Source organism: Flavobacterium gelatinilyticum (genome assembly GCF_027111295.1).
In the GTDB taxonomy this organism is placed as follows: domain Bacteria; phylum Bacteroidota; class Bacteroidia; order Flavobacteriales; family Flavobacteriaceae; genus Flavobacterium; species Flavobacterium gelatinilyticum.
In genome coordinates this window covers 1,773,646-1,798,356 of sequence record NZ_CP114287.1, presented here as the reverse complement: position 1 = coordinate 1,798,356, position 24,711 = coordinate 1,773,646, and the positions used below count along the sequence as shown (strand labels likewise).

Here is a 24,711-nt window from a genome sequence, read left to right as displayed (position 1 = left end):
TTCTTCTTTTATTATTTAAGATTATTTTCAAATGAAAAAAATACTACTTACAATAAGTTTATTACTTTGTCTAACAGCAGGTTTTGCACAGCAGGACCCGGAGTATACACATTATATGTACAATATGAGTGTTGTAAACCCTGCTTATGCAACCGGAACTCCTGCCATGATGAACTTTGGAGGATTGTACAGGACACAATGGGTAGGTGCTGTTGGTGCTCCCAAAACTTTTACTTTCTTTGGACATACTGCTTTATCCGAAAAAGTTGAAGTAGGATTGTCATTCATATCAGATGATATTGGAGATGGTGCCAAAAAAGAAAACAATGTGTATGCAGATTTTGCATATGTATTAAATTTAGGAGGAAAAAATAAATTATCACTCGGATTAAAAGCCGGTTTTTCGTCAATGCAGACCAATTTTAATGGTTTCCGTTTTAGTGACCCTGCAACAGATTTCGCTTTTGCTGAAAATATAAATGCAACAAAACCAAATATTGGAGTAGGAGCTTATTATTTTAGAGATAATCTCTATGTCGGAATTTCAGCGCCAAATTTGCTTAAGTCAAAATACATTCAGGAAAAATCAGGAGTAAATGCTTTTGGAGCCGAAGAAATTCATACTTTTTTGACCGCCGGATACGTCTTTCAGGTAAATGATATGTGGAAACTGAAACCTGCATTTATGTCAAAATTTGTAAAAGGAGCCCCAATCTCTCTAGACGTTACGGCAAATGTTTTGTACAATGAAAAATTTGAATTTGGCGCAGCATACAGAATCGGTGATTCGGTTAGTGCCCTTTTTAATTTTAATATTACGCCTTCTTTAAGAGCAGGATATGCATATGATTATACACTGACCAATTTAGGTCAGTTTAATTCCGGAACGCACGAGATCATGCTGCTTTTTGATCTGGATTTACTAGGAAAAGGATTTGATAAATCTCCAAGATTCTTCTAAAATGAAAAATATGAAAAAACTACTCGTTATTATATTCGTATTTTCAATACAGTTTATAAATGCTCAGGATCAGGAAATGATTAGGGCAAAGAAATTTTTTGACAGAACTTATTATACTGAAGCTATAGTTTTATATCAAAAACTGGCTGATGAAAAACCATCACAGGAAGTTATAAAAAATCTGGCCGATTCTTATTATTACACAAATGACCTTATTAAAGCCCAGCGTTATTATCGTCTTTTAATAAAAAACTATAATAATAATCTGGACAGGGAATATTATTACAGATATGCACAGACATTAAAAGCAACAAACAGCTATGATGATGCTAACGAGGCTTTAAGAGAATATTACAATAAATCAGCCAATACAGAAGATGCCGCTAATTTTGAAAAAGATATTAAAACTTTGGAAAATGTCAGCGCTATCGGACAGCGTTTTGAGATTAAAAACCTCCCGATAAATACTCCAAATTCTGAATTTGGAGCGGTAAAATACAAAGACAATTTGGTTTTTGCTGGAGTGAAATTAAAGCCGGGATTGTTTGATAAAAAATTTAAATGGGATAATGCGGGATATTTAAATTTGGTCTCAATTCCGCTCAAAAATAGTAACTCTTCGGATTCTATTGTTCATTATTTTGCTAAAGAATTAAAAACCGGAATGCACGAATCAAATGCTGTTTTTACTAAAGACGGCAAAACGATGTATTTTACCCGAAACAATTCGAAAAACGGAAAGAAAAAGAAAGACGATAAGAAAATCTCAAATCTTCAGATTTTTAAAGCTGAATTGGAAAATGGAAAATGGACGAACATTACGTCTCTTCCTTTTAACAGCCCGAATTATTCGGTTGAGCATCCTGCTTTAAGTGCAGATGAAAAAGTATTATATTTTGCTTCGGATATGCCGGGATCATTTGGTTCTTTTGATATTTATTCTGTAAATATTAATAAAGGAGCATTTGATACACCAAAGAATTTAGGCCCGGAAATTAATACTGATAAAAGGGAACAGTTTCCTTTTGCTTCGGCAGATAATAAACTTTATTTTTCATCAGACGGGCATCTGGGCTATGGATCCCTGGATGTTTTTGTTTCAGAAATAAACGGAAATGAATACTCAAAACCAGTAAACATTGGTCTCCCGCTAAATTCAAATCTGGATGATTTTGCTTTCAATATTGATTCGGATACCAAAGAAGGATATTTTTCTTCTAATAGAGAAGGAGGAAAAGGGAAAGACGATATTTATCAATTTAAAGAAATAAAAGATCTTATTGTTGAAGACTGCAAACAGTTTATTGCCGGAACCATTACCGATTTTGATTCTAAAGCAGTATTAGAAAATGCAACAGTATTGCTTCAGGATTCCAACAATAAAATGCTGTATACGATCACAACTTCTGCAGACGGAAAATTTAGTTTTACGGTTCCCTGCGAAGCCTCATACAAAGTTTCGGCATTCAAAGAAAATTATACAAATGCTTCCAAAACATTAATGACAGATAAAATCCGCGATAAAATAAATGATGCCTCTCTGGAATTAAGATCGCTGGAAGCAATCAAACAGGAAGAAAAAGATCTTGCAGAAAAGAAAAGAAAGCAGGAAATATTAATAGAAGAAGAAAACAAGAAAAAAGAGGTACTTGCAGCACTTGAGCTGAAAGAAAAAGAGAAGAAAGCGAAAGAAGCCGCAATTGTTGCCGCCGAAATTAAAAAGAATGAAAAAGTAAAAGAAATTCTGGAGAAGGAGAAAGATGTTGTAAAAGATAAAGACAGGCTAATTATTAAGACAGACCCAATTTATTTTGATTACAACATGTGGTACATTCGTAAAGAATCGAAAGTGGTTTTAGGACGAGTGGTAGAGCTTATGAAGAAATATCCGGGAATGGCAATCGAAATTGGATCGCATACAGATTCACGCGGAAATGCTAAATTCAATGAGAATTTATCTCAAAAAAGAGCCAATTCGACGCGTGAATTTATCATACAATCAGGTATAGATGCTAAAAGAGTTACTGCTAAAGGATATGGCGAATCAGTGCCGATTGTAAAATGCAAAACAGATGATGCCTGTTCTGAAGAAGAACATGAGTTAAACAGAAGATCTGAATTTGTCATTAAGAATCTATAACCGTTTTTTAAACAATAAATTTAACTAAGAAGCCTTTTTATTGGCTTCTTTTTTATTAATTTTATGGAATAACCATGAAATTTAAATCAGCAATTATGAGAAATCTAGTTTTGTCCTGTCTGCTTTTACCTTTAATAGGATTGCAAAGCTGTAAAAATGAAGAAAAACAAAAAGAAGCCGAAGCAGCAAAAGCCGAAGGTGAAAAAATAGTAAGTACACAGTGTTATCAGGCTCTTTATGAAAAAGATACGATCCAGTTAAAACTTAATACTTTAAAGAACGGAAAACTAACAGGTAACATGATTATGAAAGTGGCTCCGTCAACAGTTAGAACAGGCGAAATTGCCGGAGAATTTCATGGAGACACCTTATTTGCCGACTATACTTTTAAAGATTTGGCAAGCAAAGATAAAACGTTCAAAAATCCTATGGCATTTTTAAAACGTAACAATCAGCTTATTTTAGGAAACGGAACCATGCAGACCACAATGGGAGTAACATATTTGGTAAAAGATAAACCAATTGATTTTGACAGCGTAAAATATAAATTTGACAGTGCTGAATGTGCCGGGGAATAATCGTTGATGAAATTAATTTCTAAGTAAATAAAAAGCCGTTTCAAAATTTTGAAACGGCTTTTACTATTTTAAAGGTTTTAAATTTTTATAAAACTTCTCCTTTGATTTTTAAGGCAACTCGGCCGTCAGGATAATTTACTGCATTGGTTTCAACTGTAATTGTTTTACGAATAGGTCCCGCAGCCATATTGTATTTCACATCAATTTTTCCTTTTTTTCCTGGCATGATGGCAGCGCCTGGTTTGGTAACAACTATAGAACTAACTGTAGATGCCGCACCAATAATTAAAAGCGGTGCATCGCCTGTATTAGTAAATTCAAAGGAACGAACCCCGTTATCTGTTTTAGGAATTTTTCCGTAATCAATAGTGTTGTCCGGGGCTGCAAATTCAATTTTTGGGCCATTTTGTGCATATCCTATTATACTAAAAAATACGACTGCAATAAAAGAGGCAACATTTTTCATTTTGAAATTGTTTTTAAGTTGTAAGTAAATATACATTCTTTTAATTAACACACAAATTATTATTTAGTTTTTTATAATCTACTTAATTATTTACTTTTGCTGTTAGTTATAATTACAAAAATTGAACCAATTTTTTGTTTAACTGTTTAACCGCTATTTTGTTTAATCGTTTTGAATCGATTCGTGAAATAATGGTATTATGACAGTTAAATAATTAAAAAGTAAATTTATAAGTAACTAAAAACATCGATTAAACAATTAACAAATTCAACGATTAAACCTATTTAAATGACAATTCCAGCACAATTTGACGCTAAGACGATTGAGAGTAAATGGTATGATTACTGGATGAAAAATAATTATTTTCATTCAGAACCAGATCATAGAACACCGTACACCATTGTAATCCCGCCGCCAAACGTCACTGGAGTCCTTCACATGGGACATATGTTGAATAATACGATTCAGGATGTTTTAATTCGTCGTGCGCGTCTTAAAGGATTCAACGCCTGCTGGGTTCCGGGAACAGACCACGCATCTATTGCTACTGAAGCAAAAGTTGTGGCGAAATTAAAAGCTGAAGGAATCAACAAAAACGATTTGACCCGCGAAGAATTCCTAAAACATGCTTGGGAATGGACCGATAAATACGGAGGAACAATCTTAGAACAGCTTAAAAAATTAGGAGCTTCCTGCGATTGGGAACGTACAAAATTTACAATGGATCCAGATATGTCTGCTTCTGTAATTCGTTCTTTTGTTGATTTATACAACAAAGGGTTAATTTACAGAGGATACCGAATGGTAAACTGGGATCCGGAAGCTAAAACAACTCTTTCTGACGAAGAAGTTATTTACGAAGAACAACAAGGAAAATTATTTTTCTTAAAATATAAAATCGAAGGATCTGAAGATTTCTTGACGATCGCTACAACACGCCCTGAGACTATCTTTGGAGATACTGCAATCTGTATCAACCCGAACGACGAACGTTTTACACATTTAAAAGGTAAAAAAGCAATCGTTCCAATTTGTGGCAGAGTAATTCCAATTATCGAAGACGAATATGTAGATGTAGAATTCGGAACAGGATGTTTGAAAGTAACGCCTGCACACGATATGAACGATAAAACGCTGGGTGAAAAACACAACCTGGAAATCGTTGATATTTTTAATGAAGATGCAACTTTAAACAGTTTTGGATTACAGTATCAAGGAAAAGACCGTTTTGTGGTTCGTAAGGAAATTGAAAAAGAACTTCAGGAAATTGGAGCTTTAGCAAAAACAGAGATTCACTTAAATAAAGTTGGAACTTCTGAAAGAACAAAAGCCGTAATCGAGCCAAGATTATCTGACCAATGGTTCCTGAAAATGGAAGAATTAGTAAAACCGGCAATTAAGTCGGTTTTAGAAACGGGAGATATTAAATTACATCCAAAACGTTTCGAAAACACGTATGCACACTGGTTGAACAATATTCGCGATTGGAATATTTCTCGTCAATTATGGTGGGGACAACAAATTCCAGCGTACTATTATGGAGATGGAAAAGAAGATTTCGTAGTTGCAGAAAACATCGAAGATGCATTAAAATTAGCACAAGAAAAAACTAACAATTCACAATTAACCATTAACAATTTAACTCAAGATGTTGACGCGTTAGATACATGGTTTTCTTCTTGGTTATGGCCAATGTCTGTTTTTGGTGGTATTATGGATCCTGAAAGTGCAGATTACAAATACTATTATCCAACAAATGATTTAGTAACGGGTCCGGATATTTTATTTTTCTGGGTTGCGAGAATGATCATTGCAGGTTACGAATATGCAGGCGAAAAACCATTTACAAATGTATATTTGACTGGTTTGGTTCGTGATAAACAACGTCGTAAAATGTCTAAATCATTGGGGAATTCTCCTGATCCTTTAGATTTGATCGATAAATTTAGTGCAGATGGTGTTCGTGTAGGATTGCTTTTGAGTGCTTCTGCAGGAAACGACATTATGTTTGACGAAGAATTATGCAGTCAAGGAAAAGCATTTTCAAACAAAATCTGGAATGCCTTCAAATTGATTAAAGGATGGGAAGTTTCTGAAACTATTCCACAGCCAGAATCGTCAAAAGTGGCAATCGAATGGTACGAAGCGAAATTACAGCAGACTTTAGTTGATATTGAAGATAATTTTGAAAAATACAGAATTTCAGATTCTCTTATGGCAATTTATAAATTGGTTTGGGATGATTTCTGTTCTTGGTTCTTAGAAATGATTAAACCTGCATACCAACAGCCAATTGACAGCGTAACTTTTGCGAAAGCGATCGAAATGCTGGAAAACAACTTGAAGTTATTGCATCCGTTTATGCCTTTCTTGACAGAGGAAATTTGGCAGTTAATTGCAGAAAGAACCCCAGAAGAAGCTTTAATTGTTTCAACCTGGCCGGAAGTAAAACCATTTGACGCAAAATTAATTTCTGATTTTGAAAATTCTATCGAAGTAATCTCTGGAATTAGAACGATCAGAAAAGACAAAAATATTCCGTTTAAAGATGCCATCGAATTAAAAGGAATCAATAGCGAAAATGTTTCAACTTATTTCGATTCAATTATAACGAAATTAGGAAATGTTTCTGCCTTTGAATATGTTTCTGAAAAAGTAGACGGGGCATTGTCTTTCCGTGTAAAATCAAATGAATATTTCATTCCGATTACAGGAAATATCGACGTTGAAGCTGAAATCGCAAAACTGACAGAAGAATTGAATTACACAAAAGGATTCCTGAAATCTGTAGAAGCAAAACTTTCTAACGAGAAATTCGTAAACGGAGCTCCGGAGAAAGTCCTTAATCTGGAAAAACAAAAACAAGCAGATGCTTTAGCAAAAATTGCTACAATCGAGCAGAGTTTAGCAGGTTTGAAATAATAAAAATTTCTTCAAATACAGACCTAACAGTTTTTTTAAACCTGTTAGGTCTTTTTTTATGAAGATTTTCCAAGAGAAGTAAGGTTATTTCACAGGTTCTCTAAGTATGGTTTTTAATTTGTCAGGAGCTGTTTTACGAAAGTCTGAAAGATAGATTTCGTGATGCAAACCATTTTGCTGCAAATTATTTTCAATACTAAATTCCTGAATTTTTTTCAATGTCGCTGGTTCGTTATCAAAAGGCCCGATATGAAGAACCTGAATCACTTTGCCTTCTTCCAATTCAAATAATTCGATTGTTCGGGCTAATTCATTTTGCTTTTTGTTGACAGCAATATCTATAGATTTGTGAATTTGTTTTTTGGTAACAAAATCCGGCATTCTAATCATAATTCGGTAATCCCACTCAGCACGTGGTATTTTCAATGGTGCTTCATCCATCGAAATGTTTTTATATTTTTCAGTATCAAAACTCCAGAGAGCTTCCAGTTTTGGAACAACAAAATCATTATTTATGGCCTTTAGCATAAATTTTATTGCATAAGCTGTGGTGTATAATGCCTGAATTTTTTCTGCAAATTCTATTCCCGAAGGATCTCCTTTGCCTGTAAGTGATATGTAATTCGTTTTTTCTATATAAACAATTTCAGGATTCGTTTTAGCAGTATAATAGTTCTTGTCCGTTTTTATTAAGTCTAATTTGTTCATTTTTTTTCGGTTTTATATTACAAATTAAATCATATTAAGTGACAACAGTCTGTCAGCTGCTTTTAAGTTTTTTTGCCTTAACCCGCGTGAAAGCAAATAGACGAAGTAATTCGGGACTTTTTGTTAGAATTATGACTATTCTCTCTTCTGCAAAGCCAAAAATAAAGGATAAGAAACCGCAGTAATTCCAATAATAATTATAAAACTTTTTGGATCGCTGTAAATAAATCCGGCAAGTAAAGCAATCGAGGCTATAATGGCGATTATGGTTGTCCACGGATACCAGAATGAGTGGTAAGGTCTTGGAAGATTAGGTTCTTTGCTTCTTAATTTTAAAAGCGAAAAATACGCCAGCCCCCAAACGATTATCGAGATAAAAGCGGCGAAAGAAAACAACACTTCAAAAGAACCAATGCAGATTAAAAACAAACTGAAAAGCGACGATACAAAAAGTGCCACTATTGGAGTACCGCCTTTGTTTACTTTTGTGCCTTGTGCGATAAAAAAACCGTCACGGCTTAATCCGTAAAGGATTCTTGGAGGAATCATCATAAAGGCATTCAAAATACTGATTAAAGAGAAAATAGAAATTACGGTCACGATTTTAGCACCGTTTTCGCCAAACAGAATCTTGGCAACATCGGCAGCAGCGAGATTCGACTTGGCCAGAGTTTCAATAGGCAGTACATGGAAAAAAGCGGCATTTACCAAAACATAAATTGCAGCAACAAGTATAACACCGCTGTACAAAGATTTTGGAATGTTTTTATTTGGATTTTCATTTTCTTCGGCAAAAAAGCAGACGCTGTTCCAGCCATTATAAGTTCCTATAATAAGCTGTAAAGATTTAAAGAATCCAAAAATAAGTCCGATATGAAAAATGGAGTTATCAGTCTGGATTTTTGGAACTTCGACACCCGTATACATAAAACAAGCGGTAACCAAAGCCACAAAACAAATCACTTTTAATAAGCTTGTAATCTGCTGAATGATGCTTCCGTTTTTTACACCGCTTAAATGAAGCAGCAGAAAAGCAAATAGCAGGGAAATAGCCATTACAGTAGAATAAGACGCCAGAGAAGGAAACAAAATAATGATATATTCACTAATTACTATGCAGTAAAATGCAGGCGGAATCACATTGGTAATATAATCGTACCAGCCGGATAAAAACCCGGCATATTCGCCCAAAGCTCTTTTAATATAGTTATAAGAACCTCCCGCTTTTGGCAGCATGGTGGCGAGTTCAGAATATGAATTGGCGCCCAGTAAGATGTACAAACCTCCAAAGAGCCATGAAGCCAGAACCAGCCAGTAATTGTTAAGCATTTCGGCAATGGTTCCCGGTGTTCTCAGGATTCCAACTCCAATTGTACCGCCAATTAATACGGCAATGTTAAAACTTAGGCCAAGGCTTTTCTTCAATTGGTTTTTGGCGGTATCAGACATGTTTCGAAATTTTGTTTTATGACCGCAAAAGTAATTATTCCTGAAAGACTTTCTTTTGTTAAAATCAAAAACCTCATTTAGTAATAAATGAGGTTCTGAATAAAACCAAAACTTCTTCTGTTTTTCAAATATGAAATCCGGAATAAGTTTTGAAAATAATCTAATTCAAATTTTTAGAATTTATAACGCAAGCTTGTCATTATCTGGCGCGGTGCTATTGGGTTTACACTATAATTCTCGTGTACGGTATAATTTAATTCATTTGTAACGTTTGATAACTTGCACAGAATCGAGATTTTCCTCCACGTATAACCTGCAGAAACATCAATTGTAGCATAGTCATCTAATGGAATATCACGATCTCTGACAGATATTGTGTATGCAGGATCCGGTTTAGGATTTGCAGGCGTAGGTTTAACAGCTGTCCACAAATAATCGTCGTTCCATCCGCCAATTCGTTTTCCTATATAATTTCCAACAGCGCCAAGCGAAACACCTTTAAAGAAACCTTCAGGAACAGTATAAAAAAAACTTAAATTGGCTGTATTTACAGGAGTTCTTGCTACACGGTCTCCTTGAACAAAACTTCCGTTTAAGCCGGATGTTTTAGTATAACGCATATCATTATAACTGTAACCGGCAATAATATTCAAACCGTCAATTGGTCGGGCAGTAACGTCAACTTCAACACCTTTGCTTTTGGTTTCACCGCTTAAAACCTTAATGTTTGGATCTGAATTTTCTGTTCCGTCGGCTTTAGTTGGCGACATTTGAGCCAGGTTGCTGTTTGTAATTTGATACACCGTAACATTAGTACTTAATAATCCTTTAAAGAAATCTGTTTTAATTCCGGCCTCATACTGATCAATAATAGAGGGTTTTATAGCTTCTCCGTCTGCAGTATTTCCTGAGTTTGGTGTAAACGAGTTCGAATAACTTCCAAATACCGAAATGTCTTTTGCCGGCTGATATACAATTCCTGCTTTTGGAGAAAAAGCATTGTCCAGACGTTTTGGCGTTACAACCGGAACTGTATTTTCAGGTCTTCCGTCTCCGTTTGTTTCTTTATAAGTAGTTACCTCGGCTTCCTGCCATGACCATCTTAAACCTGCTAAGACTTTAAATTTGTCTGTAATCGAAATAAAATCCTGAAAATAAACCCCAAAACGATTCGTATCTGTTTTTACAATTTGGGTTGCTCTGCCAGATAATGGAATGTCCATTCTTTGATTATTGGGATCAAAAGTAAATAAGTTTATCGGATCATAAAGGGTAGGCCCGTAAACGGGTTTGCCGTCTTTTACGCCAGTTTGTACGTATTGCTCATTAAATGTAAAAGTATACGCAGTTGCAAAAGAGTTTTCCCAGTCTGCTCCGGTAAAAATCTGGTGTTTTACAGATCCGGTATTGAAATTCCCCTGAAGACTTAACTGATCTCCAAATATTTGTTCTAAATTTTTGTTTTTTGCCAGCCCTCGATTCCAGTTTCCGGGAATCGCATACGTATCTAAACCAGATAATTGTGCTGTAGAAAAACTTCCTCTGTCATAATTTTGAAAAGAAGAATTAAAGTTAAGTTTCCAGTTTTTGTTGAAATCATGGTTTACCAGGACAGAAGCACTGGCTGATTTTGTATTACCATTTGACCATAAAGATCCGTAAAAAGCATTACGCGGTAAATCTAAAATTTGTTTTCCTATAATCCCGGTTCCAAAATCCGGCGTCCAGTCGGCAGATAAATAATCTCCCTGAACTGTAATTTGTGTTTTGGCATCGATTATAAAAAGTAATGACGGATTAATGTAAACGCGCTCATTTTTTACCACATCCCTAAAGCTTTCTGAGTTCTCGTAAGAACCATTGATTCTAAAAGCAATTGATTTGCTTAAAGGGCCGTAAAAATCGATAGAAGGCTTGTAGTAAGCAAAACTTCCCATCTGCATTGAAATTTCGCCGCCGCTTTTAAATAAGGGGGTTTTGGTAACAAGATTCACAATACCGCCCGGAGCAACATTTCCGAATAATAAAGCCGAACCTCCTTTAAGAAATTCTACTTTTTCTAAACCTGAAACATCCGGAATCGAACCTGAATTATAACGAAATCCGTTTTTGAACATATTATTGGCAGACATATCATATCCTCTTGAAAAGAAAGATTCCTGCGCGCCGCCCCGGGCAGAACTAACATAAACACCGTTGGCATTTTTTAGTACTTCGCTTAAGCGGATGGCTTGCTGCTGTTCGATAATTTCAGAACCAATAACTTGTATCGACTGCGGATTATCCATTGGTTTTAAACCGGAACGAACCGCGGTAACCGGTTTTGGTTCTTTGGTTTTGGTAACGATAACTTCGTTTAAGGTTTCGCCTTTTTTATTTTTTACGGTATCCGTTACTTTGGTGTTTTCTTCATTTGTATGGTTCTGGCTGTGAACCGCAAAACTTAATAAAGAAAGAAAGAATAGTAAGTTGTATTTCATGTTATTTATTTAGATTTAATAAAAATAAATTTCTGCAAATATAAATACACGTAATCCTTACTACAGAATTTCAGGGGTGATTTCTTACTTAAAAGTTTATTAGTTTTGTCTTAAGATTTGCTTAATAATTAGTGTTTTTTGAGTAAAATATTTAAACTTAAGAGCATAAAAAAAACCTTGCTCATAAGAACAAGGTTTCAATTGAAAATTAACTGGATATTGTAATCGAAAAAATAGCCTGAAATTATTTTACCGCAATTTGGTACGTCGCCATTTTCCAGATTTCATCATATTTTTTACCATTGTGTTCTCCGGCAGATTTGTCAGTATGAGCGTATTCTACCATATAATTTCCTGACCATATAGGTGTAAAAGAGAACATCCCTTTATCATCTGTCCATAATTCTTTTTCCCAGCCGTTTGGAGCGATTACTTTAATTTTTGTTTGTTTAGCCGATGTTCCGTCATAAGTCGCAAAACCGGAAACTTTTGTGTTCTTTTTTGCAATGTCTGCATCTTCAGAAAATAAACCAATTTGGTTTTTGTTTGCCATAGCATAATTTCCTGCTGTTTTGTTTCCTACCACTACAGTTGCGCTTGAATTGTAGTCTAATTTCATGGTACCGTAAACGTCGCCTACAGTGTGGTGCATTACGATGGTGTAAACTCCGTCTTCATCCGGCGTAAAGAAAGCCTGGTATTTATTATCCAGCGCTTTTGCTGTAAGTTTTGTTTCTTTTTTTGAAGGCGAAACTACTATAAGTGAAAAATCTTTTAAATCAGAAAACCATTTATCTGCTTTTGTAATATCGTTATCAGAGAATTCTCCAAAATAAACTGAAATTTCCTGTGCTTTTCCTTTTGTTCCGGTTGCTTTAGTTTCGATCCAAAGGGCGTGAGCAAAAAGTTGAGGTGCTGCAAAAAGCATTAAAAATGCAAATGTTATTAATTTAAAAGTTTTTGATTTCATAGAGTACTATTTAAAAATTAATATTAAAAAAAATCTTAGAAAAATCTAAGTATTTTTTATTGGTTTTGTTGTACAGCAAATGTACTCTTTTTAATCAGTTACACAATGCTTATTTAGAATAATTATCAATAAATAAATATAAAAGCAAGACTAAAAAAGCCCCGTCAGTATTTCGACGAGGCTCAAAAAAAAATAAAAAAAAGTTATGAATTAAAATTTATAGGCAAAACCTGCTATGAAGCTTCGCGGTTTTTGAGGATTTATTGTCGACCATCCTCCATTGTAATATTCTTTATTTGTAATATTATTTATATTTACGCTTACGCGGAATTTAGCTGCATTGTAAAAAACCGTCCCGTTGAATATGGTATAGTCCGGTAAAACAAATTTTCCGGTAACTTTACTGTCCAAAATGGCATTTTTGCTCGCGTAGTTCCCGCCAAAACCAAGACCGAAATTCTTTAAAATACCTTCGTCAAATTTGTATGTGGCCCAAAGGTTTACTAAGTTTTTCGGACCGGCCCAGAAAGGTCTCTGCCCCTGATCGAGCCAGACATTTTTTGGATCCCCTTTTATAATTTTACTTTCGTTATAGCTGTATCCTGCAATAATGCTTAAACCTTTTACGGGTGCCGCATTCAGATCAAATTCAAATCCGTTGCTTCTTGCTTTACCGCCTTGTGTGCTGTACAAAGGGTTGCTGGTAACTAAATTGGAGACATTAATAGTGTAGTAACTTATCGTCGCTGTGAGTTTATCAGAATACAGGTTTCCTTTTGCACCTATTTCGAACTGATTAGCGTGTTCGGGTTTAAAAGTTTGTGTGCCAGTAAAATCTCCATCATCATCATAATTAACAGTTGGCGCGATATTTTTAAAACCATTCATATAGTTGGCAAAAACAGCTAGTTTATCTTCTATTGGCTGATACAGCAATCCAAATTTTGGCGATAAAGCGGTTTGTTTGTCATTGTCTTTATCATCGTTTATATTTCCTTCGGTATCAAAATAATCAACTCTTAAACTGGCCATCGCAAAAAGCGAAGGCGTAATGTTAAGCACATCCGAGACGTAGGCACTATACGCAGCATCTCTTGAATGAAAATCAGGACCCGGTTCTGCAGCGAGAAGATTGTCAACAGAATCTACAGTCAGGTAAGCCGGGTTCGATTCATCAATTTGTCTTACTTGTCCCTGTGCTGTTAAATTATAAAGTTTAGCATAGCCCGTTCCGCCAAAATCTACTTCTCTTTTAAAATAATCAAAGCCAATTACAACACGGTTACGCATATTGCCAATTTTAAAATCCCCAGTGAAATTCTGTTGAATATCCGTAGTGGCAGTCTGAGATTTTTCTTTAGTAATCCAGAAACCAAAATCCCTGTTTCCGTCTTCGTTATCATAGATATACGAGTAGTATCCGTTAGATTTAGAAGTTCCTCTTGAAAATACGGTCTGCGAATTCCATTTAGAAGAAATCTTATAATTCATCTGAGCCTGTAAACTAAATCTTGGGTTTTTTATTGATAAATCATTACTGTAAAATGATAAATCGGTATTGTAATTTAAATCAGCCAGATCGGTAAACTGAAGCGGTTTATCTCTTCCAAGGAACAACATAGAGGGTGTTGTTTTTTCTTCTTCCATAATTTCAGTAGTCAGAAGAAAAGACAATTTTTCATTTACTTTATATGATACAGAAGGCGCTATAAAATAGGAAGTACGAAAACCGGCATCCTGAAAAGTATCCTCAGTCTGAAAAGCCGAATTAACCCTGAACAAAATCTTTTTATTTTCGTCCAGTGGCGTATTTACATCAACCGTCGCTCTGTTTAATCCAAAACTTCCTGTAAGATAGGAAATCTCGCCTCCAAAACCATTGTAAGGTTTTTTGGTAATGGTATTAATCAGGCCGCCATAACTTATTAAACTGCTCCCGAATAAAGTTCCAGATGGGCCTTTGATTACCTCAATTCGTTCAACATTTGCCGGATCAAGAGTTCCGTTTGTCAAACCGGGAAGTCCGTTTATGATATTTGCCTGAGTTTCAAAGCCTCTAAGGGTATAGTAAGAACCACCGTCACCGCCGCGTCCTGTAGATTCCCAGAGTTTCTGGATACCAGGTACATTTTTTAAGGCATCTTCGTAATTTGTAATGGCCTGTTCTTTCATAATTTCAGAAGAAACGACATTATATACCTGTGGATTTTCGATATTTTTCAGCGGTAATCGTGATACATAGTTGCTTTGCTTCGGAAAAGCTTTTCTACTGCTGCCGGTAATGACAACTTCTTTTAGCTGCTTGTTGGAAACCTTAAGCTGTAAATTCAAGGAAGTAGTTTGATTTGCTTCAACAATTACTTTTTCTTCCAGTGTTTCATAACCGGTTAAGGAAATCTGGAGAATGTATGTGCCGGGTTTTACGCGGATAAATTCAAAAGTACCATCATCATTACATATCGTGCTGTATTTCGAATTTTTAAGGATGACATTTACCCCCGCAGCAGCCTCTCTGTCTCGCGTTGTGATTGTGCCTTTAATTTTTCCGCTGTTTTGCTGTGCAGCTAAGGTGCCTGTAAAAATAAAGAACAGACAAATTTGGTAAAGGGCATACCATCTGCTTGATTTAGAGTGATTCATCTACTGGTTTTTAGTTAGTAAGTGGTTATTTAGAATGAATACAAACAAAGTTATGAAATTATAACATCCTTAACAAGAAATATTTAGGCTGTCTTAGATTATTTTGTGATTTTAAAAGAAAGAATTTACTTGACAGTCTTTTCTTTAGAAGGGGTTTTCTTCTTTTTGTTATTTCTTCCCCACCAGATTAAAAAGCCGGTTACCGGCAGGCTGGCACATACCAGACTGGCAAAAAAAGCCAGGACTTTTCCGGGAAAGCCCAGAATACTTCCTACATGAAGATCATAATTTATGAAGCGGAATTTCTCGCCATTATTTTTATCGTCATAAGTAGTTATTTTAAGCGGTTTTGCAGTATACCGGTCAAATTGCATCGAAACATCATTAAAACGGTTTTCATAACGCACAAATGTTTGAAATACAGCCAGAGAATCATCGGCTTTTGGGAGAAACAAATAGTAACTTTTGGCATTAGGTTCTAATTGTTTTGTTGCGGCGTATATTTTATCGGCAGGGTTGTTTTGATTGTATTGCGAAGTATCCGAAACGATTTTTTCCCTTTCGTATGTTTTTCCTCCGTTAAAAAGCCACTGAACCCCTTTGTCGTAACATTCGAAAGCCCAGACTAATCCGGTAAGGGCAAGAATCAGCGCAAAAATCATCATGTAAAAGCCCATGATATTATGCAGGTCGTAATTTTTGCGTTTCCACTGTGTAGTGTTTTTCCATCGAAACCAAAAACGTTGTTTTGCGGCCTGTTTGTTCTTGGGCCACCAAAGCACAAGTCCAGTAATAAGCGAAATAATAAAAATAATAGTCGCAGTTCCTACAATAGGATCGCCAATTGTACTGTTTAGGCAGAGTGTCTGGTGAAGCATTCTGATAAAAACAAAAAACTCAAAATTATAGTCTTCTATTTCTTCAATGTTTCCGGTATAAGGATCCATGTAAAAATAGGTGCTCTGATAGCGATTCCAGTACCATACGGCATCTTTATCCAGTTCTTCAAAAAACCAGATTATAACCGTGCGTTTATCATCACTAATTGTCCTGCATCCCGAAAGTATTTGATTTGGATTTATCTTCTTGTTCTTTTCCTGTGCAATTTCTAGTAACCGGCTGATGGGCAGTTTTTGGCTTTTTACCTGATCGACATAATAATAGTCGTGAACAATAGGGCGTAATTCTTCTTCAAAAGCATATAAACAGCCCGTTATTCCCAATATGATAACAATTAGGCCGGAAGATAATCCCAGCCATAAATGTACTTTTTTTATAAAATTTTTAAATGTCATGGTTTTACTTTAAAAAACAAGCTGATTTTAGTAAAAAAACACCTCATGACTTTTAGGACAGAGGTGTTTTTTTTTGAGACTAAGTTTTAAAATTTAATAGTCAGGTTTGCCAGAATAGTGCTTGGAGCATTTGATGAACCCCAGAAATCCCAGTATTTTTTATTCGTAAGGTTGTTGCATTTTAAACCAATTCGCCATGAAGAATGATCGTAAAATACAGTAGCATTATAAATTGTATACGACGGCATGTAAACCGTATTCTCTGCTGTAAAGTAATTTTTATCAATATAATTGGCTCCGGCACCCAGTCCTAAACCTTTTAATTTGTTTTGAAAAGTATACGTTGTCCAGAAGTTTGCCACATTTTCGGGCGCACTGGCCGCTTTGTTTCCTTCTATGCTTGTACCGCCTACGGCACTTGCTTTTACAATTCGGTTATCATTGTAAGCATATCCTGCCACAATGTTTAAACCATTAGCAGGAGTCGACATTAATTCAAATTCAAAACCTTTACTAACCTGTTTTCCGTCTTGTATGGTATAACCTGTATCATCAACTCTGGTAGCATTATCAATAGTAATGTTGTAATAACTTACAGATCCGGTTAGTTTTTTGTTAAAGGCTTCGGCTTTTACCCCTCCTTCATACTGTACGGCATAAATAGGATCTAAAACCAGTAAAGACTGATTTGGCTGTGTTACCGGCTGCATATTTTGAAAACCATTCATGTAATTTCCAAATACAGAAACCTGATCTTTAACCAATTCATACACTAATCCCAATTTTGGAGATAAGGCATTTTGATGATAACCTTCAACTGTTCCTACTTTTTCGCGTTCAAAATTGTCAAAACGCAAACTCAGCATTGCCGAAAGACGGTCTGTAAAATTAACCACATCACAGGCATAAATACTGAACGTTTTTTGATCGGCTACAGGAGAAGTTGTTAAAACAAGTCCGGCATCTACATCTTTTCTCCTGATAGGAGCAAAGGGAGCTGTTACATCAATATTGTCAAGAGTGAATGTTCTTCCTCCTGAAAAGTTAGAACTGTAAAGTCTGTAATTTACACCGGCCAAAAATTTGTGTTTGATGCTTCCGGTAGAAAATTTTCCGTTAAGGTTTTCCTGTATATTGGTATAATTATTAAAAATAGGTCCCCAAAGTCCAACTCTTCGTTCTGCCTGTGTTGGTGAACTCCAAACGGCATAACTCTGATAGCTGCGCTCTACATCTTCGCCGACAAAAGAAAATATCGTGGTTGATTTCCAGTTTTCTGATAGTTCATATTCTGCTTGTGCAAAAACTTTTGTTGCAGTACTTTTTGCATCATTATCGTCATGGAACATCGATTTTTTGTAGTCTATTTTTAGATCGCCAGGATTTGTAATTCCTGATGTTGGAGCATACGTATTGTAAGTACGTCTGGTATTATTTACATTGTAAATTTCGGCATCAAAATTAAAAGTAAGTTTGTCAGATGCTTTGTACGTAAGACTTGGTGCGAAAAGAAGCGTGTTGTTAAACCCGTAATCCAGGAAACTTTTTTCTCTGTTTACAGCCATGTTTACTCGAAACAATACGGTTTTATCTGCATTTAACGGCGTATTTACATCCGCAGTAAGACGGTTTAAGCTGTAACTTCCTGTTGTATATGATATTTCGGCTGCTGTTGTTTCAAAAGGTTTTTTTGTAACAAGATTTACAACCCCTCCAAATGAAGAAACAGAAGAACCAAATAAAGTTCCCGAAGGACCTTTCATAATCTCAATTCTTTCAACATTTCCAAGATCTACAGAAGAACGTCCGGAAACCGTTTCCATTCCGTTTCGGGCATTTACACCAACAGAAAATCCTCTGAATATTAATCCAATTCCTCCCGAAGGATAACTGATAGGTACAACACCAGGCGAATTTTGAACCGCATTTTTAATGTCTACTGCAACCTGCTCCAGCAGAAGTTCTTTATGGATCACACTGTACACCTGAGGGTTTTCGAGGTTTTTAAGCGGCATTCTGGCTACATAATCTGTTTTTTTTGAAGTGATGCTTTTTTTGCTGTTTACCACCACTTCCTGTAATTCTTTGTTGGAAACTTTTAACTGCAGGTTAATTTCGGTTGTTTCGTTATCGGCTGCAATGACTTCTTTTTCAATAGTTTCATAGCCTGAAAGAGAAACCTGAAGGGTATAAGTATTGCTTTTTACACGGTTAAAGTCAAAACTTCCGTTATCATTGGTGATGGTCCAGTATTTTGAATTTTTTAAAATAACATTTACTCCTGCAGCAGGTTCGCCGTCAGAGGTTGTGATGATTCCTTTTATTTTTGCGCTGTTTTGTTGTGCAAAAAGGGCAAAAAACGAAAATAGAAAGCTGATTGTAAATAGAAAACGACTTGTTTTCAGACTAAAATATTTCATTGGTTTTAAATTGGTTAAATATTATTTCTTATTTAGAATAAATAAAAACAGCGCAAATGTAAAAATTATTGTTTTGTGGGCAAATTTTATTGTAATGATTTGAAATAATGTGTCTTTTTCTGCTAAAAATGGCGAATTATCTTTCATTTTAGCAATTGGGAATTCTTAGAAATCATACGTATTAATAAAGCGTAAAAAAGACAATTATTCGTTCTAAAAGGCTTAATTTTGCACTTTGAAAAAAAGAAAGCATGATTTTACCCTTCTTAAAAAAGATGCAGTATACGCCAAGAGGATACCGTATTGCTAATACTGTCTTTTTTTTCCTTTCCGGTTTTGGATATTCTTCCTGGGTTTCGAGAATCCCGCATATACAAGCACAATTGCATTTAAGTGAAGCCGAATTTGGAGCGGTTTTATTTGCTTTTCCCATTGGTTTAATGCTCACGATGCCTTTTACAGGCAAACTTTTAAATAAATACAGCAGCCGCTATATTATGCTTTTAGGCGCTATTATGTTTAATATCGTATTGTCACTGCCCGGTTTGGCGGCTTTTGTGTGGCAATTGGTTATTATTCTTTTGATTTTTGGAGCTTCCCGAAATATTTTCAACTTGTCTATTAATGCACAATCGCTTGAAGTGCAGAAACTATATCCAAAATCGATTATTACCCGTTTTCACGCAGTGTGGAGTATTGCTGTTTTCTCGGGCGCTGGTCTGGGGTATGTAATGGTCACACAGCACATTGCGCCGGCACACCATTTATTGGGCGTGAGTGTTTTTATGCTGGCTCTTACGGCTCTTTTTTATCCTATGAGTATTCATAATGAGCCTGTTCCGGTTAAAAAGAAATTCTTTTCGATGCCGGAAAAAAATCTGGTAAAGTTCGCCCTGATTTGTTTCGTTTCTATGGCCTGCGAAAATACGATGTACGACTGGAGCGGTATTTATTTTGAAAATATATTAAAAGCTTCACCAAAGTTAACCAGTGCTGCTTTTGTATTTTTTGCCAGTGCTGTAACTTTAGGACGTTTGTTTGGCGATTATGGGGTAATGAAATTTGGGACCAAAAAAATCCTGCTTTACAGCGGTATATTAATAACAGTAGGTTTTGGAATTTGCTTTATCCTGCCGTATGCTTATCCCACGATTTTTGGTTATGTTTTAATCGGATTTGGGGTTTCCTGTGTGGTGCCGCTGGTGTTTAGTATTGCCGGAAGATCGTCTAAACTGAGCAGCGGTTCAGCGTTGACTTCTATTTCTACAATTGGTTATCTTGGGTTTTTACTCGTGCCGCCAATGGTAGGTTTTATCTCTGAATATCTAAGTATGAAATGGGCGTTTTTAATAATGGCGCTTTTGGGTATAATGATGATCTTTATGGTGAATAAGATTGGGGAGAACGAATAACTTGTTTTTGCTGTTGCGGGTATTATTTAACCGCAAACAAAGCAAAGATTTTGCAAAGTACGTCGGATTTTGAGTATTGCCTCGAAGCGCAAAGGCGGAAAGTTTTTTACATATTTATTTCAGGATAAACAGTATTATCGCTTTTTCATTTTAAATAGTTCCGATGCCGGTTTTCCTTTTTTGATACCAAAAATTTCAGCGACCATTGAATCGTTTCCAACTTTTTCGTACACAATTTTACTTGGATAATCGTGTTTTGGATTTTCGAAAACAATTTTATTTTCTGTAGAAGAGGTCATTTCAAATCGTACAGGAAGTTCGTCATTCTGCCCCGGAACGGTTACTATAAACGCCAGTTTGCCCCCTGCATCTTCAAGATGCACATGCTCCCCGAAAACGGTGTCTTTTTCGCCCACGACAAAATAAGATTCGCCAAAATAAACCGAATCATTTTCTTTTCTCCAGCGTTCGGTAAGTTCGCCTTCGGCAGATTTATTCCCCCATTCGCCAATAAACCAGTCTGCTTTAGAAATATTGGGATAGGTTTTAACTGCTGTTTCAATTTTAGTTTCCTGATTTGTTTCTTTTTTACAGGAAAGAAGCGTTAAAGCTGTGAAAGTGAATAATAAAATAGTATTTGATCTCATCTTTTGGTGGTTTTGGAAGTTTACAGTTTGAAATCAAATATATAATAAAATTCTGATTTGTAATTGTTTATAGTAATTTAAAAAACAGTTTTCTGTGTTGGTTTTTCTTTTTTTCCCGAAGAGCCTTTACAAGAAAAATGAGCAGTACAATTAAAAGCCCTATAATACTCAATACCGAAATGCCATAATAAATCAAAATCAATTTAAAAAAATGACTGTCGGCACTTTGGTTCTGAATTGCCAGATTTACCTTAATTGCTTCCGGATTAGCAACAGCAACAGAATAAAGTCCATTTTGAGAAATGGTAATGTCTCGTAAAAGCTGGTATTTTTTATCGTTTAATGTAACGGTTGAGGCTGCACCTATGAACCAGCTTTTCTTGCTTTGTAATACTGAAATTTTTAAATGCCGGAGCTTTTTATTTTCAGCGATTTCAATGTCAAAATGAGCATTTGGCGCCTTTTCATTGGTTATGTTATATAAGCTGTAATTTCCCTTTTCAAGCTCAACTTTTGATATTTTTAATGAATTAAGTTCTATAAAACTTTTTTTATATTGTACAGTTGCAAAATAGAATAGGGGAGCGCTTACAGCAAAAAGCAGGACAGGAATCGCAATTGTAAGGAGTCGTTTTTTTGTTTTGGTCATAACAAAAAATTACTTCTTTGTCATAACAAACTTTTCCGAACTCGGTTTCCCGTCAATTTTTCCGGAAATTTCAGTTGTCAAAGAATTATCAGCACTTTTTGTATAGGTGATTTTTTGCGGATAATCGTGTTTCTGATTTTCAAAAACAAGCTGTGTATCTGTTTCAGAAACAGAAGGGAAGAAAACCGGTTTGTCTTCGTCCTGACCTTTTACAGTAGCTTTATAAGTCAGTGTTTCTCCTAATTGAGCCAGAATGATTGTTTCAAAATGCAGCGTATCTTTTCCTTTTACAAAATAAGAAGCGGCGCTGAAAGTACTATCGTTTAATTTCTGCCAGTTTTCGGTTAGAATACCTTCAGCAGACGTATTTTCCCAGTTTCCTATTAACCAGTCGGCTTTTTTTATTTTGTCTTTTTCAACGGTTTCTTTTTTCTCGCACGAAACAAAAGCTATGATAACAGACAGGAGCGTAATTTTTTGAAACATATTTATGAGTATTAGTTAAGCGCCACTAAAGTATGAAAAAATGTTGAGTGAAAATGCAGAATGGTAATAACTGCGAATTCACGATTTTTTTAAAAAAAGGAGAGTAGGCTTACCACAAATTCGCGTCAAAAAAAAAATTAAATGCTCGATGACAAAATAGAATGTACCAATTCTTTTGTTGGTTTTTGGTCTTTTAGTTTCGCGCGGACTTCATCAAAAGTGACTTTAAAATCACAGCCTGATTTATATTCGGCGCAGCCATAGGCTGTTTTACCTTTTAATATAGTTCCTTTTTTACATTTCGGACATAACAAAGAATCCGATGCTTCTTTTGAAGTTTCTTTCGATGTTTTCGTGCCCGTTTTTTTGGGTTCTAATTTTAATTTGTAGTTTTCTTCAAAGCGTATTAAACCTTCAACCGTTCCGGCTTCGGTTTTAAAACCTTTTATATTTACTGTCGAGCCCTTTTGTAATAATCGTAAATATTGGCTTTCGGTGATTTTTTTATCCGAGAAAACATAAGGCAGAACAAAGTCGCAGCCCGATTTATACTCGCTGCACCCAAAAGCCGATTTCCCTTTTATCAGGTTTCCTTTTTGACATTTCGGACAATTTTCTGCCAAAATTCCGTCGGCTTTCTTTTTTTCCGGTTTGGCAGCAGGTTTTTGGATCGTTGCGGCATGCGAAATATTGGCATGTCTCGTTTCACTTCTAACTTCGGTAACTAAAGCTTCGACCATGCTTTTCATGTTTTTTATAAAGGCAGAAGCTGTAAAAGTTCCTTTTTCGATATCTTTGAGCTGTTTTTCCCAGGTTCCGGTAAGCTCAGCCGATTTTACCAGTTCATTCTGAATCGTATCAATAAGCTGGATTCCCGTTAAAGTAGGTAAAACCTGTTTTTTGTTACGAACAATGTACTGACGTTTAAAAAGCGTTTCGATAATATTAGCACGGGTAGACGGACGACCAATTCCGTTTTCTTTCATCAATTCGCGCAAATCCTCGTCATCAACCTGTTTTCCGGCTGTTTCCATTGCGCGAAGTAAAGTTGCTTCGGTAAACTGATTGGGCGGTTTGGTTTCCTTTTGAAGAAACGACGGTTCATGCGGGCCTTTTTCGCCCACGACAAAACCCGGCAGTAAGTCCGGTTCTTTTTCCTTAGCATTAGGATCTTCAAAAACAACTCTGAAACCTTTTTTCAGGATTTCTTTTCCCGTTGCTTTAAAAGTTACATCGGCCGCTTTTCCTATTACAGTTGTATTGGCCACCAGACAGTCATCGTAAAATACGGCTATAAAACGTTTTACGATAATATCATACACCTGCTGCTGATTATACGGCAGATTGTTCTGGATTCCGGTTGGAATAATCGCATGGTGATCTGTTACTTTTTTGTCGTTGAAAACCTTTGGCGATTTCTTTATTTTTTTTCCTAAAAGAGGTTCAGTCAGTTCGGCGTAATTGGTTAATTTTTGCAGAATCCCCGGTACTTTCGGATAAATGTCATTTGGCAAAAAAGTCGTATCAACCCTCGGGTACGTAATGACTTTCTGTTCATATAATGTTTGGGCAATTTTCAGTGTTTCTTCTGCCGACAACCCAAATTTCTGATTGCTGTATACCTGTAAACCCGTTAAGTCAAAAAGTTTCGGTGCATATTCGTTTCCGTTCTTTTTGTCGACAGAAACAATTTCAAAATCACTTTGTTTTACTTTTTCAGCCAGAATTTCCCCGTCTTCCTTATTCAGAAAACGGCCTTCTTCATAGCTGAAAAGTGTTTCTCTGTATAAAGTCTGTAATTCCCAATACGGCTGCGGTTTAAAGTTTTCGATTTCCCTAAACCGGTCAACCACCATTGCCAGAGTAGGCGTTTGCACGCGCCCAATAGACAAAACTTGTTTGTAACCGCCGTGTTTTACGGTGTACAAACGAGTGGCATTCATTCCTAATAACCAGTCGCCAATGGCTCTGGAAAATCCGGCGTAGAATAAATTATCGTAATTCGAAGAAGGTTTCAGGTTTTCAAATCCTTCTTTTATAGCTTCGGTAGTAAGCGACGAAATCCATAAGCGCTGAATTTCGCCTTTATAATGCGCTTCGTTCATGACCCAGCGCTGGATGAGTTCTCCTTCCTGTCCGGCATCCCCGCAGTTTATCACCACTTCGGCTTTATCAAAAAGACTTTTGATGATTTTAAACTGTTTTTGTATCCCGGAATTCTGTACCACTTTGGTTTCGAATTTTTCAGGAAGCATGGGCAGATTGTTCAAATCCCAGCTTTTCCAGTGTGGTTTATAATCGTTGGGTTCTTTTAAGGTGCATAAATGACCAAAAGTGTAGGTTACGGCATAACCGTTTCCTTCGTAATAGCCGTCATGTTTGGTATTGGCGCCCAAAACAGATGCTATTTCTCGTGCTACACTTGGTTTCTCAGCTATACAGACCTTCATTTTCTCCTTTCTAATTAAAGAGCGAAATTAGGAATTTT

Annotated in this window: 17 protein-coding genes; 5 read left to right on the top strand and 12 right to left on the bottom strand. The window is 35.9% G+C overall.

The features are described 5' to 3' along the window. Positions 1–31: 31 nt before the first annotated feature. From OZP11_RS07760 to OZP11_RS07750, 3 genes are all read left to right on the top strand, one after another. Positions 32–961: a PorP/SprF family type IX secretion system membrane protein gene (locus OZP11_RS07760; RefSeq protein ID WP_281234651.1), complete on the top strand. Its 930-nt coding sequence runs from the start codon at positions 32–34 to the stop codon at positions 959–961. 10 nt (positions 962–971) lie between these two features. Further along, entirely contained in the window at positions 972–3,101 is a 2,130-nt protein-coding gene (locus tag OZP11_RS07755) for an OmpA family protein (RefSeq protein ID WP_281234650.1), read from the top strand. 95 nt (positions 3,102–3,196) lie between these two features. Continuing rightward, complete coding sequence (locus OZP11_RS07750; RefSeq protein ID WP_281234649.1) at positions 3,197–3,679, top strand: hypothetical protein; 483 nt, start codon at positions 3,197–3,199, stop codon at positions 3,677–3,679. 85 nt (positions 3,680–3,764) lie between these two features. On the opposite strand, the gene OZP11_RS07745 is transcribed toward OZP11_RS07750, so the two are convergent. Further along, positions 3,765–4,145 (bottom strand): DUF1573 domain-containing protein, encoded by a 381-nt coding sequence (locus tag OZP11_RS07745; RefSeq protein ID WP_281234648.1) that lies wholly within the window; start codon positions 4,143–4,145, stop codon positions 3,765–3,767. A 288-nt stretch (positions 4,146–4,433) separates the two neighbouring features. Here OZP11_RS07745 and OZP11_RS07740 point away from each other — a divergent pair, with 288 nt between their 5' ends. After that, entirely contained in the window at positions 4,434–7,067 is a 2,634-nt protein-coding gene (locus tag OZP11_RS07740; protein WP_281234647.1) for a valine--tRNA ligase, read from the top strand. 84 nt (positions 7,068–7,151) lie between these two features. Here OZP11_RS07740 and OZP11_RS07735 read toward each other — a convergent pair whose 3' ends face one another. The 7 genes from OZP11_RS07735 to OZP11_RS07705 form a co-directional block, all read right to left on the bottom strand. Next, positions 7,152–7,775, bottom strand: a complete 624-nt coding sequence (locus OZP11_RS07735; RefSeq protein ID WP_281234646.1) for a GyrI-like domain-containing protein — start codon at positions 7,773–7,775, stop codon at positions 7,152–7,154. A gap of 135 nt (positions 7,776–7,910) precedes the next feature. Continuing rightward, positions 7,911–9,224, bottom strand: coding sequence for an APC family permease (locus OZP11_RS07730; protein WP_281234645.1), 1,314 nt, complete (start codon positions 9,222–9,224; stop codon positions 7,911–7,913). Positions 9,225–9,397: 173 nt separating this feature from the next. Continuing rightward, positions 9,398–11,704: a TonB-dependent siderophore receptor gene (locus OZP11_RS07725; protein WP_281234644.1), complete on the bottom strand. Its 2,307-nt coding sequence runs from the start codon at positions 11,702–11,704 to the stop codon at positions 9,398–9,400. Between the two features lie 244 nt (positions 11,705–11,948). Continuing rightward, positions 11,949–12,674: a DUF4198 domain-containing protein gene (locus tag OZP11_RS07720; protein ID WP_281234643.1), complete on the bottom strand. Its 726-nt coding sequence runs from the start codon at positions 12,672–12,674 to the stop codon at positions 11,949–11,951. Positions 12,675–12,884: 210 nt separating this feature from the next. Continuing rightward, positions 12,885–15,314: a TonB-dependent receptor gene (locus OZP11_RS07715; RefSeq protein WP_281234642.1), complete on the bottom strand. Its 2,430-nt coding sequence runs from the start codon at positions 15,312–15,314 to the stop codon at positions 12,885–12,887. Positions 15,315–15,439: 125 nt separating this feature from the next. Further along, complete coding sequence (locus OZP11_RS07710) at positions 15,440–16,609, bottom strand: PepSY-associated TM helix domain-containing protein (RefSeq protein WP_281234641.1); 1,170 nt, start codon at positions 16,607–16,609, stop codon at positions 15,440–15,442. 86 nt (positions 16,610–16,695) lie between these two features. Next, positions 16,696–19,029, bottom strand: coding sequence for a TonB-dependent receptor (locus OZP11_RS07705; protein ID WP_281234640.1), 2,334 nt, complete (start codon positions 19,027–19,029; stop codon positions 16,696–16,698). A gap of 251 nt (positions 19,030–19,280) precedes the next feature. Between OZP11_RS07705 and OZP11_RS07700 the strand changes: the two genes are divergently transcribed. Continuing rightward, entirely contained in the window at positions 19,281–20,441 is a 1,161-nt protein-coding gene (locus OZP11_RS07700) for an MFS transporter (protein WP_281234639.1), read from the top strand. A 134-nt stretch (positions 20,442–20,575) separates the two neighbouring features. Here OZP11_RS07700 and OZP11_RS07695 read toward each other — a convergent pair whose 3' ends face one another. The 4 genes from OZP11_RS07695 to OZP11_RS07680 all read right to left on the bottom strand — a co-directional run bounded on the left by OZP11_RS07695 (position 20,576) and on the right by OZP11_RS07680 (position 24,673). Beyond that, a complete protein-coding gene (locus OZP11_RS07695) occupies positions 20,576–21,088 on the bottom strand; it encodes a DUF6265 family protein (protein ID WP_281234638.1) in 513 nt (170 codons plus the stop codon). Positions 21,089–21,155: 67 nt separating this feature from the next. Further along, on the bottom strand, positions 21,156–21,737 hold the full coding sequence (locus tag OZP11_RS07690) for a hypothetical protein (RefSeq protein WP_281234637.1): 582 nt from the start codon (positions 21,735–21,737) through the stop codon (positions 21,156–21,158). Between the two features lie 9 nt (positions 21,738–21,746). Further along, on the bottom strand, positions 21,747–22,223 hold the full coding sequence (locus OZP11_RS07685; RefSeq protein WP_281234636.1) for a DUF6265 family protein: 477 nt from the start codon (positions 22,221–22,223) through the stop codon (positions 21,747–21,749). 137 nt (positions 22,224–22,360) lie between these two features. Next, on the bottom strand, positions 22,361–24,673 hold the full coding sequence (locus OZP11_RS07680) for a type IA DNA topoisomerase (RefSeq protein ID WP_281234635.1): 2,313 nt from the start codon (positions 24,671–24,673) through the stop codon (positions 22,361–22,363). Positions 24,674–24,711 lie beyond the last annotated feature (38 nt).